The sequence below is a fragment of the Arthrobacter sp. fls2-241-R2A-172 genome, assembly GCF_030208885.1.
In the GTDB taxonomy this organism is placed as follows: domain Bacteria; phylum Actinomycetota; class Actinomycetes; order Actinomycetales; family Micrococcaceae; genus Arthrobacter.
The window spans coordinates 113,192-126,824 of record NZ_JARVTB010000016.1; the positions used below are offsets into that span (position 1 = coordinate 113,192).

The window sequence follows — 13,633 nt, forward strand, 5'->3', positions numbered from 1 at the left end:
GCGGAAAACGATGACTGCGCACACTCGGGAGACCACGTCAATGAGCGACGCCCAGGACAAGGCCGGGACACTGATCGAGGCGTTGCCGTGGATCCAACGCTTCGCCGGGACCACCATGGTGATCAAGTATGGCGGAAACGCCATGGTCAATGACGAGCTGCGCCGTGCCTTCGCTGAGGACATCGTGTTCCTCCACCACGTGGGCATCCACCCCGTGGTGGTTCACGGCGGCGGCCCCCAAATCAACTCCATGCTCAGCCGGCTCGGCATTGAATCCGAGTTCAAGGGAGGCCTCCGGGTCACCACGCCCGAGGCCATGGACGTAGTCCGCATGGTCCTCACCGGCCAGGTAGGCCGCGAACTCGTCGGCCTCATCAACTCCCACGGACCGTACGCCGTGGGCATGTCCGGCGAGGACGGCGGCCTTTTGCGCGCCGTGCGCACCGGCACTGTTGTTGACGGTGAGGAAGTGGACCTCGGCCTGGTGGGCGAGGTTGTCGGCGTTGATCCCGCAGGTATCAAGGACATCCTCGACGCCGGTCGCATCCCCGTGATTTCGACCGTCGCTCCCGAAATCCTGGACACGGGAGACGGTACCGGCTCCACCACCGGCCAGGTGCTCAACGTCAACGCGGACACCGCCGCCGCAGCCGTTGCTTCCGCACTGGGCGCCACCAAGCTCGTCATCCTGACCGACGTCGAGGGCCTCTACGCCAACTGGCCGGACAAGTCCTCGCTGATCTCCTCGCTGACCGCCACCGAGCTCCGTGACATGCTGCCTCGCCTGGAGTCCGGAATGATCCCTAAAATGGCCGCCTGCCTCAAAGCAATCGACGAAGGCGTGCAACGCGCCCACATCGTGGACGGCCGCCTGGCCCACTCGATGTTGCTGGAAACCTTCACGACAGCGGGTATCGGCACCCAGGTTGTCCCCGACGAGGAAGTGAACGCATGAGTACCGAACTGAGCCATTCCGCCGAAAGCCGCAGCAGCGATGGGGGGCCGGGTGTGGTCGGGCACCGCGAAGCGGGCGGGGCCCCCATCGCTGCGGAGGCTGCCGCAACCACCCTCGTTACCCAGAGCTCGGGAGCTGACTGGCTTGCCCGTTACTCGTCCTCGCTCATGGGCGTCTTCGGCACCCCGCAGCGTGTCCTGGTGCGCGGCTCCGGTTGCTTGGTATGGGACGCTGACGGCAAGGAATACCTTGACCTCCTCGGCGGCATCGCCGTCAACGCGCTGGGCCACGCCCACCCGTTCGTCACGTCGGTCATTTCAAGCCAGCTCGCCACTCTTGGCCATGTGTCCAACTTTTTTACAAGCCCAACGCAGATCGCGCTCGCCGAGAAGCTCCTGGCGATCTCCAACGCTCCCGCGGGTTCCAAGGTGTTCTTCGCGAACTCCGGCACGGAGGCCAACGAGGCCGCGTTCAAGCTCGCCCGCCGGAACAACTCCGACGGCAAGCGCACCAAGATCATCGCACTCGAAGGTGCTTTCCACGGACGCACCATGGGCGCTTTGGCGCTCACGGCCAAGGAAGCGTACCGCGCCCCGTTCGAACCACTGCCCGGTGGCGTGGTCCACATTCCGTTCGATGACATCGAGGCGTTGCGTGCCGCCGTCGACGATTCCACCGCAGCCGTTTTCCTGGAACCCATCCAGGGCGAAGCGGGCGTCCGGCCCCTCAGCCCCGACTACCTGCAGGCGGCCCGCGAGGCCACCGCGGCCGCAGGGGCGTTGCTCATCCTGGATGAGGTCCAGACCGGCATCGGCCGCACCGGCAAGTGGCTGGCCAGCGAGGATGCGGGCATCGTGCCCGACGCCGTCACGCTCGCCAAGGGCCTCGGTGGCGGCTTCCCGGTGGGTGCCTTGATCACTTTCGGAAGTGCGACGTCGGCCCTGCTCACCGCCGGACAGCACGGCACCACTTTCGGTGGGAACCCGGTGGCCACGGCCGCCGCGCTTGCCACGCTGCACGCGATCGAAAGCCAGGGTGTCCTGGAAAACGTCCAGGCTGTGGGGGAGTACCTGCGTCAGGGCTTGGCGGCGGTGGAAGCGGTCACCGATGTCCGCGGCGAGGGCCTGCTGATCGGCTTCGATGTGAACGCCGACATCGCACCCGCTATGGTGACGGCAGCTTTGGATGCCGGCTTCATCATCAACAGTCCGGGACCGCGGACCATCCGCCTCGCACCTCCGCTGATCCTGACCACCGGGCAGGCCGACCGATTCCTGTCAGCTTTGCCCGCCTTGATCGCCACGGCTACCGCCCAACCCGCTAAGGACGCACAGTGAGCACGTTAACCACCCGCCACTTCCTCAAGGACACGGACCTGAGCCCTGCCGAGCAGGCCGAGGTCCTGGACCTCGCCGTCAGGATGAAGGCAGCGCCGTACAGCGTGCAGCCCTTCGCCGCGGAGGGCAACGGCCGCAAGACCGTTGCCGTGATCTTTGACAAGACCTCCACCCGCACGCGCGTCTCCTTCGCCACCGGCATTGCGGACATGGGCGGCAACGCCCTGATCATCAACCCGGGTGAAGCGCAGATTGGCCACAAGGAATCCGTGGAAGACACCGCGAAGGTCCTGGAGCGCATGGTCTCAACCATCGTGTGGCGCACTGGCGCCCATTCCGGCCTGGTGGCAATGGCGGAGAACTCAAGCGTGCCCGTCATCAACGCACTCTGCGACGACTACCACCCGTGCCAGCTCCTGGCCGACCTCCTGGCCGTCAAGGAGCACAAGGGCGAACTGGCCGGACTGAGCATGGCCTACCTGGGGGACGCGGCCAACAACATGGCCAACTCCTACCTGCTGGCCGGCGTGACCGCCGGTATGCACGTCCGCATCTCCGGCCCCGAAGGCTACCTGCCGGCTCCGGAAATCGTGGCAGCAGCCGAGGAGCGCGCCGCGGAGACCGGTGGTTCCGTCCTGATCACCAGTGACGCCGCCAAAGCACTCAACGGCGCCGACGTCGTGGCGACGGACACGTGGGTTTCCATGGGCCAGGAAGCCGAAAAGGAAGCCCGGTTGCAGCTGTTCCGCGACTACTCCGTGGATGAAGCTGCAATGGCGCAAGCCGCTCCGGACGCCGTCGTTCTTCACTGCCTTCCTGCTTACCGCGGCTACGAGATTTCAGCCGGCGTCATCGATGGCCCGCAGTCGATCGTGTGGGACGAGGCCGAGAACCGCCTGCACGCCCAGAAGGCACTCATGGCGTGGCTGATGCACCGCTCGGGGCTTGCCTTCGTCGAGGGTCTTTCGCCGGTTGAAGGCACCGGGGAGAGCACGTTCTAGTGTCCACCAATCCGTCCGTGCCGGGCGCAAGCCCAGCCACCAAGACTGCCCGCCAGGCGCGAATCACCGCGATCCTGACGGGTGAGTCCGTGCGTTCCCAGGCAGAGCTTGCAGCTCTGTTGGCGGACGACGGCGTCCAGGTCACCCAGGCCACTCTGTCCCGCGACCTTGTGGAACTAGGTGCCGTGCGGGTGCGTGGAAAGGATGGCGCATTGGTCTACGCCGTGCCGGGCGAAGGCGGCGACCGCAATGCCAAGAGCGGGGTGACCCAGGAAATCCTGGACGCACGGCTCTCCAGGCTCTGCGGGGAACTGCTGGTGACGGCGGAAGCGTCCGGCAACATCGTCGTCCTGCGCACGCCTCCGGGCGCGGCGAACTTCCTGGCACTCGCCGTCGACCACTCCGTGATGCCGTCCGTATTGGGTACGATCGCAGGCGATGACACTTTGCTGCTGGTCGCACGGGACCCCGACGGCGGGGCAGAACTGGCAGCCAGGTTCCTGCGGATGGCCGAAGAAGCCGGCCCGGGCAACTAACTGCTTTACACAGTATTGATTCAGCAGCATCTAATTCACACAGCATTGATTCGAATGAACCAAGCAACAACAAAGGAGCACTCTCGTGACTGAGCGCATTGTTCTGGCCTACTCCGGTGGCCTTGATACGTCCGTAGCCATTGGCTGGATCGGTGAAGCCACCGGCGCCGAGGTCATCGCTGTGGCCGTCGACGTTGGACAGGGCGGCGAGTCCCTGGAGACCATCCGCCAGCGCGCCCTCGGTTGCGGCGCCGTCGAGGCTTACGTCGCTGATGCCCGCGACGAGTTCGCCAACGAGTACGCCATGCCCACGCTGAAGGCGAACGCCCTCTACCAGGGTCACTACCCGCTGGTTTCGGCGATCTCGCGTCCGGTCATCGTCAAGCACCTCGTGAAGGCTGCCCGCGAGTTCGGCGCCACCACCGTTGCCCACGGCTGCACCGGCAAGGGCAACGACCAGGTCCGCTTCGAAGTGGGCATCCAGACCCTTGGCCCGGACCTGAAGTGCATCGCACCGGTTCGCGACCTCGCCCTGACCCGCGACAAGGCCATCGCCTTCGCCGAGGAAAAGGGACTGCCGATCGAGACCACCAAGAAGAACCCGTACTCGATCGACCAGAACGTCTGGGGACGCGCCGTCGAGACCGGTTACCTCGAGGACATCTGGAACGCACCCACCAAGGACATCTACGACTACACCGCCACCCCGGAATTCCCGCCGGCACCGGACGAGGTCACCATTTCCTTCCAGGCCGGCGTGCCGGTAGCGATCGACGGCGTGAAGGTCACCCCGCTGCAGGCAATCCAGGAACTGAACCGCCGTGCAGGCGCCCAGGGCGTCGGCCGGATCGACGTGGTTGAGGACCGCTTGGTGGGCATCAAGTCCCGCGAGATCTATGAAGCACCGGGTGCCATGGCGCTGATCACCGCGCACAAGCACCTTGAAGACATCACCATCGAGCGCGAGCAGGCCCGCTTCAAGGCCACCGTTGGCCAGCGCTGGGCCGAGTTGGTCTACGACGGACAGTGGTTCTCCCCGCTGAAGCGCTCCCTGGATGCGTTCATCGAGGACACCCAGAAATACGTTTCCGGCGACATCCGCATGGTCCTCCACGGCGGCCAGGCCATCGTCAACGGTCGCCGCTCCGAGACTTCCCTGTACGACTTCGACCTCGCCACCTACGACACCGGCGACACCTTCGACCAGTCCATGGCACGCGGCTTCATCGAGCTGTGGGGCATGTCCTCCAAGGTTGCTTCCGGCCGCGACCTGCGGGTTGCGGGCGAGTAATGACGTCGGCAACAAACGAAGGCGCACTGTGGGGTGGCCGGTTCGCCGGCGGCCCCGCGGATGCGCTGGCCGCACTGAGCAAGTCCACGCACTTTGACTGGCGGCTGGCCCGCTACGATATCGCCGGTTCCAAGGCGCACGCACGCGTGCTCGCCAAGGCCGGACTGCTGGATGACGCTGAGCTTGAAGGCATGCTCGCCGCCCTCACCCAGCTGGACGAGGACGTCGCCAGTGGCGCCTACCTTCCCGCTGAGAGCGACGAGGACGTGCACGGTTCACTGGAGCGTGGGCTGATCGAGCGTGCCGGCACCCAGTTGGGCGGCAAGCTTCGCGCCGGCCGTTCGCGGAACGACCAGGTGGCTACCCTTGGCCGCATGTTCCTTCGGGACCACGCGCGCATTATTGCCCAGGGAGTGCTGGCCACGGTTGACGCACTGGTTGAGCAGGCCAAGGCCCACCACGGTGTCGCCATGCCTGGCCGCACGCACCTGCAGCACGCCCAGCCGGTCCTTCTGAGCCATCACTTGCTGGCCCACGCCTGGGCTTTGCTGCGCGATGTGCAGCGCCTCCAGGACTGGGACAAGCGGGCCGGTGTTTCGCCGTACGGTTCGGGTGCGTTGGCGGGTTCTTCGCTGGGCCTGGACCCTGAGGCTGTTGCCGCGGACCTGGGGTTCTTCTCGGCCGTGCACAACTCGATCGACGGCACCGCTTCCCGCGACGTCTTCGCCGAGTTCGCCTGGGTCTGCTCCATGATCGGCGTGGACCTGTCCCGGATCTCCGAGGAAGTCATCTTCTGGGCTACCAAGGAGTTCTCCTTCGTCACGCTGCACGACTCGTACTCCACCGGGTCATCGATCATGCCGCAGAAGAAGAACCCGGACGTTGCCGAGCTCGCACGTGGCAAGGCCGGCCGCCTCATTGGCAACCTGACCGGGTTGCTGGCGACGCTCAAGGGCTTGCCTCTTGCATACAACCGTGACCTTCAGGAGGACAAGGAGCCTGTGTTCGACGCTGCCGACACCCTGGAGCTGCTGCTCCCGGCCGTGTCCGGCATGATCGCGACCCTGAAGTTCAACACTGAGCGGATGGAATCCTTGGCTCCCCAGGGCTTTGCGCTGGCCACGGACATCGCAGAGTGGCTGGTCCGCCAGGGCGTGCCCTTCCGTGAAGCCCACGAGCTCTCCGGTGCTGCCGTCAAGCAGGCCGAAAGCCGTGGCGTGGAGCTGTGGGACCTGACGGACGAGGAATACGCGGCGATCTCAGAGCACCTTACTCCCGAGGTTCGCAGCGTGCTCAGCACCGAAGGCTCGCTCAACAGCCGCAACTCCCAGGGCGGCACGGCACCAGCCGCCGTCGAACGCCAATTGGCGGCCCTGGAAGCGGAACTGGTGGCAGCCCGTTCTTACGCAGGCTAGACACTGAACACTTCTGTGGGATGGCACATCATGTGCTGTCCCACAGGTGTTTAAGCGTGCGTTAGCATGGCGCTATGACTCAGATCACCCCTGGGGCGTTGCCCGCAGAGCTTCACAAAGCCGCCGGCACCGTCACCCGCCTCCTCGCCAAACTGGACGACGCCTCCGTCGCTGGCCCATCCCAACTCCCCGGTTGGACCCGCGGCCACGTGCTGGCGCACATCACCGGAATCGCCAACGCGATGGCCCGCCAACTCGACTACGCACGGCGCGGCGAGAAGATCGAACTGTACGACGGCGGCATGGATGGCCGTAACAAGGCGATCGAACTTGCGGCGGGACACAGCCTGGCCCAGCACACGGAGTCCGTCACCAAGGCCGTGGAGTCCGCGGTTGCGTCGTTCGATGCCTTGGAACCCGACGATTGGCAAGCTCCCATCACCTACCGTGACGGGACAGTGTTCGACGGCGGCCAGGCACTGTGGCGCGAACTGACCATCCATGCGTCGGACCTGGGCGTGGGCTTCGGACCAGAGACGTGGAGCCGGCCGTTCTGCGAACACCTCATCGGGTTCCTGGCGGCCCGTGTTCCGGGAGAGTACAAACTGGTACTCCAACCCACGGGCCTTCCCCAAATCAGCATCGGCGGTGGCAGTACGTCCATCGCCATCACCGGAATGCTGACGGACATCGCCGCGTGGCTCGCCGGCCGCGAACCCAGCCTCGGAAGTCTGCGCGCTACCGCAGCCGCTGACGGTGTAGAGCTGCCCGAGCTCCTGCCCTGGCCCGCGGCCCAGCCAGCCACCCGCTAACCGCTGACGCTCTCTCACTTCCCGGACGTTTGGGCCGGGCGCTCTCTCACATCCCGGATGCTTGGGCCGGACGCTCTCTCACATCCCGCCCGCTAACCGCTGACGCTCTCTCACTTCCGGCGGCTGAAACAGGGCGCTTGGCCGCGGCCCGCCACAGATGCATGGTCGCGTAGGAGCGCCACGGGCTGACTTCGCTGAAATCGGTGCTGAGCCCCGAGCGAGTCGGCAGGACTTTCAATCCGTTCCGCACCGCGGCGTCGTTGGCAAGGAAGACATCCGGGGCGCCCAGCACACGCATGGCAACATACCCAACCGTCCATGGCCCCACGCCGGGGAGCGGGAGCAATCTGCGTTCAAGGCTTTCAAAGTCGTCGCCGTACCCAAAATCGAGTTTCCCCGTAGCCATGGCTTCACTGGCGGCCATGATCGAGTCGATCCGGCGCTGGGGCCCGCGAAGCAGTACCCGACCCTTGTCGGCGAGTTCCGCCGTCGTCGGAAACAGCCTCTCCAGTCCTGGCCCGGCCCCTTCGATGGTTGAGCCGGCCGCGGAGAGCTGGGTCAGCGCGGTGCGGGCGGCAGCCACAGTGATCTGTTGACCGATCATTGCCCTCACCAGGAGTTCCTCCGGGTCGACAGCTCCAGGCATCCGGATACCGGGAATCGTTGTGACGCTGGCCGCGAGTCGCGGGTCCGCTGCGAGGGCATCATCGATCGCCCGCGGATCAGAGTCCAGGTCGAACAGCCTCCGGACACGGCTCAGCAGGGTGGGGAGGTCATGGAGGTCTACAGCGCTGGCGTTGAGCTGCAACGGCTTGGCGGGTGAGGACGGCTTGTAGGAAACCGAGAACGACGCGGTACTCCGAGGGAGGCGCAGGGTACGTCCGTAGGTCCTGGTTCCGTCCTCGGAGGTGCTGGCATACTCGATGCCTGGAATGGCACGAACGGCCAGAAAGTCGAAAATCCCGGGATCGAACGGTTCCCTGTAGGGCAGGTTCAGCGTCAGTGCCGCGGGAGCTCCGCCCGGCGACGTCCCAGCACGCCAGCGGTGCACGGACTTTGCGCCGGTGGCGCGCAACGCCGTCGGGGCCATCGCGAATACTTCGCCGATCGTGTCGTTGAATTGCCGCACGCTGTTGAACCCGGACGCAAAGGCCACATCCGCGAGCCGCATGTCAGTGGAGACCAGCAGCGTCCTGGCTGTCTGGGCCCTGCTTGCCCGAGCCAGGGAGAGAGGACCGGCGCCCAGTTCCTGGCTGAGGATGCGGTTGAGTTGCCGTGCCGAGTAGCCCAGACGGTGGGCAAGGCCGTCCACGCCCTCGCGCGTGATGACGCCGTCGTTGATCAACCGCATTGCCCGGCCGGCGATGTCCGAGCGGATGTTCCACGCAGGTGTTCCGGGGACGGCTTCAGGGAGGCAGCGTTTGCACGCGCGGTAGCCGGCCTCGTGCGCTGCAGCCGAGGTCTCATAGAACGTGACGTTTTCGGCCTTCGGCGTCCGGGCGGGGCACGACGGTCGGCAATAGATGCCGGTGGAGCTGACAGCAGTAAAGAATTGACCGTCGAACCGGATGTCGCGGGCGTCAATTGCCCTGTAGCGCTGCCAGAAGTCCATGGCTCCATCCTGCCAGCGGAACTGGACCACTGCTAGCGGAAATCGGACATGGCCGTTCGGGCGACTTTGCTAGGGTCTGGGCATGAGCCAGTCCGTGGAGAACTACATTCTCGAGCCAGCCGAGGTCCGCGAATTCCTCGCGGGAGATCCGCGTGCCATCGCTCCGCTGATCCTCGGCGCCGTCCTGACGCACCACTCCGAAGCCGGTCCTGTTTCGGTCAGGCTTACGGAGGTGGAGGCGTACATGGGCCCTCGGGATTCGGAACACCCAGATCCCGGATCCCACACCTTTGGCGGCCCCACGCCACGGAACGCACCCATGTTCGGCCCCGCCGGGTTCCTGTACGTCTACTTCACCTACGGCATGCATTACTGCGCCAACATAGTCTGCGGTCCCGACGGCGCTGCTTCCGCGCTGCTCCTGCGGGCAGGCGAAATCGTGGAAGGACAAGGGCTGGCAGCCCTCCGGAGGCCGGCGTCCAAAGCTCACAAAGACTTGGCCAGCGGACCTGCCAGGCTCGCTTCGGCGTTGGGACTTACGACGGCGGACACCGGACGTGACGCGCTCGCGGAACCGTTCAGCCTCTGGTTGCCCAGGACCCCGGCGGCAGCGGTGGCGAGCGGCCCGCGAGTGGGGGTTGCCGGGCCGGGAGGAAGCACTGACTATCCGTGGCGTTTCTGGATCGAGGATGATCCCACGGTCTCGCGTTACAAGGCAGCAAAGGCTCGTAACCGCACGCCTGCTACCTGACGTCATCCGCCAGGTGACTTCAACCCCACACGTTTACCGAAATCGCTGTAGAATGGCAGGTCTGTCTTTTGCGATAGGGGTTACGGTTCGATGCACGACGCTGATTTGGTCCACGAGCAGGAATATGTGGCTGGGCTGTACGCCCGGCTCGATGAGCTGCGCGCAGAAAAGCGCGAGCAGCTGGCGCAAGTGCGCAAGACCGGCGCAGTGGGAACCATGCAGAACGTTTCCGAACGTGACGCCTTCGCGGCACTGTACGAAGACCGCCTGGCCCAGCTCGACGCCGTCGACGACCGCCTGGTGTTCGGCCGGCTGGATCTGGACTCCGGGGAAGCCCAGTACATCGGTCGCATCGGCCTGTCCACTGCCGACCTTCAACGGCTCATGGTTGACTGGCGTGCTCCCGAGGCAGGCCACTTCTACCAGGCGACCGCCTTCGATCGCCAAGGTGTGCGCCGTCGTCGGCACCTGATCCTGCAGGGCCGGGACGTCAAGGCGATCGAAGACGACGTCCTGGACGCCGGTCTGCTGGCCGACGACGAGTCCCTTCAGGGCGAGGGTGCCCTCCTGGCGGCGCTGAACTCAAAGCGCACGGGCCGCATGTCCGACATCGTAGGTACCATCCAGTCGGAGCAGGACAGGATCATCCGTTCCTCCATTTCCGGAGCGCTTGTGGTTCAGGGCGGACCGGGTACCGGTAAGACTGCCGTCGCCCTGCACCGTGCTGCCTACCTGCTGTATACGCATCGGGATCGCCTCAAGAGCGCCGGTGTCCTCCTGGTCGGGCCGTCGTCGTCGTTCATGCACTACATCGAACGCGTGCTGCCCTCGCTGGGTGAAACCGGCGTGGTCATGGCCAGCCTGGGTCGCCTGATGCCGGGCATCAACGCCGTTCCCGAGGATGACGCGGACGTTGCTGCCCTCAAGGGCAAGCTGGACATGGCCAAAGTTGTTGCCAACGCTGTTGCCAACCGGCAGCGGACCCCCGCCGAAGACCGCATCCTGGAAGTTGATTCGCGGAAACTCACCTTGACGGTCCGCCAGGTACGGCGTGCCCGGGAAAAGGCGCGGGCAACGGGCAAGCCGCACAACGAAGCCAGGCTCACATTCGTCAAGATCCTCCTTCGCGAGCTCACTGAGCAGTTGACTGACCTCGTTGAAGAATCGAACATCGGCAACAATGCTGACCGCGCCTACCTCGCCGAAGACGTCCGCTCCGCACGCGACGTCCGTATCGCCTTGAATCTTTGCTGGATGCCGATGACCCCGGAGAAACTCATCTCCGAACTGTTCAGCAAGCCCGCCATCCTTGAGGCCTGCACGCCGAACCTTACGCCGGAGCAGCGCGCACTCCTGCAGCGGCCCGTTGACGCCCCGTGGACCGAAGCGGATGTTCCTTTGCTGGACGAAGCGGCCGAGTTGTTGGGTGAATTGGACCCAGCCGCCGGCAGGGGATTGGCCCAGCAGGAAGCAGATCGTGCCCGCGACCTTGCCAACGCCAAGCAGACCCTTGCCAACATGGAAGCCATGGGCGTGGACGTCCTGGTGACCGCAGAGGAGCTTGCCGAGCAGAACCAGGAGCGCGAGGGCCGCCTCACGGCAGCCGAGCGTGCCACCAGCGACCGTTCATGGGCATTTGGCCACATCGTGGTTGACGAAGCCCAGGAACTCTCACCGATGCAGTGGCGCCTCCTGGTGCGGCGCTGCCCCCTGAAGTCGTTCACCATTGTGGGTGACATCGCCCAGACGAGCGCCGCGGCCGGCGCCAATTCGTGGCAAAGTGCCCTGGCGCCGTCGTTCGGTGACCGCTGGAGGCTTGAGGAACTCACGGTCAACTACCGCACGCCGTCGCAGATTGCCGAGGCTGCCGTCCGGATGGCTAATCGGGCGGGCCTTGTGGTCTCGGCCCCCAAGGCTGTCCGCGAAGGCAAATGGTCGCCCATTGTCGATCACGTCGAGGCCGACGGAATCGTCCCGCGCCTGGTTGAGGTCCTGCCGGAGGAAGTGGAAGCGCTCGACGGCGGTCTGCTGGCAGTCATAGCCGACGGGCCCCTGCTTCCCCAGGCCACCGCTGCACTGCGGAAGGTCTATGGAACGCGTATCGGCACGGGTGCCGGAAGCTACGAGCAGGACATCGTCGTGATCAGCCCCAAGGAAGCAAAGGGCCTGGAATTCGACGGTGTTGTAGTCCTGGAACCGGCTGCCATGCTGAACCATGAACACGGCAAGGTGGGGGACCTCTACGTAGCCATGACCCGTGCCACGCAGCGCCTGCGCCTCATCGCCGCTGCTCCGGTACCAGCCGGCATCGAGCGCTAGGAAATTCACGGGCTTCAATCCTGCTAACTTAGATCTCGTGTCACATGTAAACAACCTCGAGTCCCAGCACAACGATCCCGCCTTTGCCAACGTCTGGCAGGAGCTCAAATGGCGCGGCCTTGTCCACGTTTCCACTGATGAAACGGAACTGGAAAAGCTGCTCGCCGGGGACCCGATCACGTATTACTGTGGCTTCGACCCCACCGCACCGTCACTGCACCTTGGCAACCTCGTGCAGTTGCTGGTGATGCGTCGCCTTCAGTTGGCCGGACACAAGCCGCTCGGCCTGGTGGGCGGATCCACCGGCCTGATCGGTGACCCCCGCCCGACGGCGGAACGCACCTTGAACACCAAGGACACCGTTGCAGAGTGGGTCGGCTACCTTCAGGGCCAGGTCCGCCGTTTCCTGAGCTTCGAGGGCGAAAACCCGGCCCGGATGGTCAATAACCTTGATTGGACCGCCCCGCTGAGCGCCATCGATTTCCTGCGTGAAATTGGAAAGCACTTCCGTGTGGGCACCATGCTCCGCAAGGACGCTGTCGCCTCACGACTGAACTCGGACGAGGGCATCAGCTACACCGAATTCAGTTACCAGATCCTGCAGGGCATGGACTACCTGCAGCTGTTCCGCGACTACGGCTGTGCCCTGCAGACCGGCGGCTCGGACCAGTGGGGCAATCTCACCAGCGGCACGGAACTCATCCGCAAGGTGGAGGGCAAGAGCGTGCATGCCCTGGGCACGCCGCTCATCACCAATTCGGACGGCACCAAGTTCGGCAAGAGCGAGGGCAATGCCATCTGGCTCGATCCCGAAATGTGCAGCCCGTACACGTTCTACCAGTTCTGGCTGAACACTGCGGATGCCGACGTCGTGGACCGGCTCAAGGTGTTCACGTTCCTTTCGCGTGCAGAGATTGAGGCGCTGGGGGAGTCTGTGGCGGAACGTCCCTTTGCCCGGGAAGGCCAGAAGAAGCTCGCCTACGAAGTCACCTCGCTGGTGCACGGTGTAGACGCGACCGAGAAAGTGATTGCCGCTTCGGCTGCACTTTTTGGCAACGGCGACCTCACGGTTCTGGACGAACGCACCCTGGAAGCCGCCACTGCGGAGCTTCCCTCGGCAACCATCGGCGCTGACGGTTTGGGGATCATCGACCTCTTGGTTGCCTCGGGTCTCTCGGACAGCAAGTCCGCAGCCCGTCGGACCGTGGGCGAAGGCGGTGCCTACGTGAACAACGCCAAGGTTTCGGATCCCGACGCCGTCATCGGCCAGGACCAACTGCTTCATGGCCGGTACCTGCTGCTGCGGCGTGGGAAAAAGAACCTGGCCACGATTGAGGTTTCGGCCTAAATCCAGTCAGCAATCCAGCTCGAAAAGGGCCGGCAACCGTTGTGGTTGCCGGCCTTTTTGTGTTTAAGCCCCGTGGCTTTCTGACGCTCTCTCATGTTCCGCCTGTTTGGTGTTGACGCTCTTTCATGTTCCGCCTGTTTGGTGTTGACGCTCTTTCATGTTCGGCTGGTTGGGGGTGTTCGACGGCGGTGGGTTGGGTTCGGTGTTTGGCGTTGGGTGGTGGGGTGGGTGGGTGTTGTGACGGGGTTCACGCCTG

At 64.8% G+C, this 13,633-nt stretch carries 11 protein-coding genes; 10 read left to right on the forward strand and 1 reads right to left on the reverse strand.

The window, feature by feature from the left end:
• Positions 1–10 precede the first annotated feature (10 nt).
• From argB to QRM57_RS19470, 7 genes are all read left to right on the forward strand, one after another.
• Positions 11–955 (forward strand): acetylglutamate kinase, encoded by a 945-nt coding sequence (argB, locus tag QRM57_RS19440; protein ID WP_257371075.1) that lies wholly within the window; start codon positions 11–13, stop codon positions 953–955.
• Positions 952–2,292: an acetylornithine transaminase gene (locus tag QRM57_RS19445; protein ID WP_284987811.1), complete on the forward strand. Its 1,341-nt coding sequence runs from the start codon at positions 952–954 to the stop codon at positions 2,290–2,292. Before argB ends, QRM57_RS19445 begins: the two co-directional genes overlap by 4 nt.
• Positions 2,289–3,293 carry an ornithine carbamoyltransferase gene (gene argF / locus QRM57_RS19450; RefSeq protein WP_257371073.1) on the forward strand — a complete coding sequence of 335 codons (1,005 nt, stop codon included), beginning with the start codon at positions 2,289–2,291 and terminating at the stop codon, positions 3,291–3,293. The genes QRM57_RS19445 and argF overlap by 4 nt, the downstream gene beginning before the upstream one ends.
• Complete coding sequence (locus QRM57_RS19455) at positions 3,293–3,829, forward strand: arginine repressor (protein WP_235521873.1); 537 nt, start codon at positions 3,293–3,295, stop codon at positions 3,827–3,829. The genes argF and QRM57_RS19455 overlap by 1 nt, the downstream gene beginning before the upstream one ends.
• 85 nt (positions 3,830–3,914) lie before the next feature.
• Positions 3,915–5,120 carry an argininosuccinate synthase gene (locus QRM57_RS19460; protein WP_211711897.1) on the forward strand — a complete coding sequence of 402 codons (1,206 nt, stop codon included), beginning with the start codon at positions 3,915–3,917 and terminating at the stop codon, positions 5,118–5,120.
• A complete protein-coding gene (gene argH, locus QRM57_RS19465) occupies positions 5,120–6,535 on the forward strand; it encodes an argininosuccinate lyase (protein ID WP_284987812.1) in 1,416 nt (471 codons plus the stop codon). The genes QRM57_RS19460 and argH overlap by 1 nt, the downstream gene beginning before the upstream one ends.
• Before the next feature lie 74 nt (positions 6,536–6,609).
• Complete coding sequence (locus tag QRM57_RS19470; protein ID WP_284987813.1) at positions 6,610–7,347, forward strand: maleylpyruvate isomerase family mycothiol-dependent enzyme; 738 nt, start codon at positions 6,610–6,612, stop codon at positions 7,345–7,347.
• A 46-nt stretch (positions 7,348–7,393) separates the two neighbouring features.
• Here the strand turns inward: QRM57_RS19470 and QRM57_RS19475 are convergent, their stop codons facing one another.
• Positions 7,394–8,959: a DNA-3-methyladenine glycosylase 2 family protein gene (locus tag QRM57_RS19475; protein WP_284987814.1), complete on the reverse strand. Its 1,566-nt coding sequence runs from the start codon at positions 8,957–8,959 to the stop codon at positions 7,394–7,396.
• A gap of 82 nt (positions 8,960–9,041) precedes the next feature.
• On the opposite strand from QRM57_RS19475, the gene QRM57_RS19480 reads away from it, so the two are divergent.
• From QRM57_RS19480 to tyrS, 3 genes are all read left to right on the forward strand, one after another.
• Entirely contained in the window at positions 9,042–9,710 is a 669-nt protein-coding gene (locus QRM57_RS19480) for a DNA-3-methyladenine glycosylase (RefSeq protein ID WP_284987815.1), read from the forward strand.
• A gap of 90 nt (positions 9,711–9,800) precedes the next feature.
• Positions 9,801–12,029 carry an ATP-binding domain-containing protein gene (locus QRM57_RS19485; RefSeq protein ID WP_284987817.1) on the forward strand — a complete coding sequence of 743 codons (2,229 nt, stop codon included), beginning with the start codon at positions 9,801–9,803 and terminating at the stop codon, positions 12,027–12,029.
• Positions 12,030–12,066: 37 nt separating this feature from the next.
• Positions 12,067–13,377 carry a tyrosine--tRNA ligase gene (tyrS, locus tag QRM57_RS19490; protein ID WP_235521880.1) on the forward strand — a complete coding sequence of 437 codons (1,311 nt, stop codon included), beginning with the start codon at positions 12,067–12,069 and terminating at the stop codon, positions 13,375–13,377.
• The last annotated feature ends 256 nt before the right edge of the window (positions 13,378–13,633 follow it).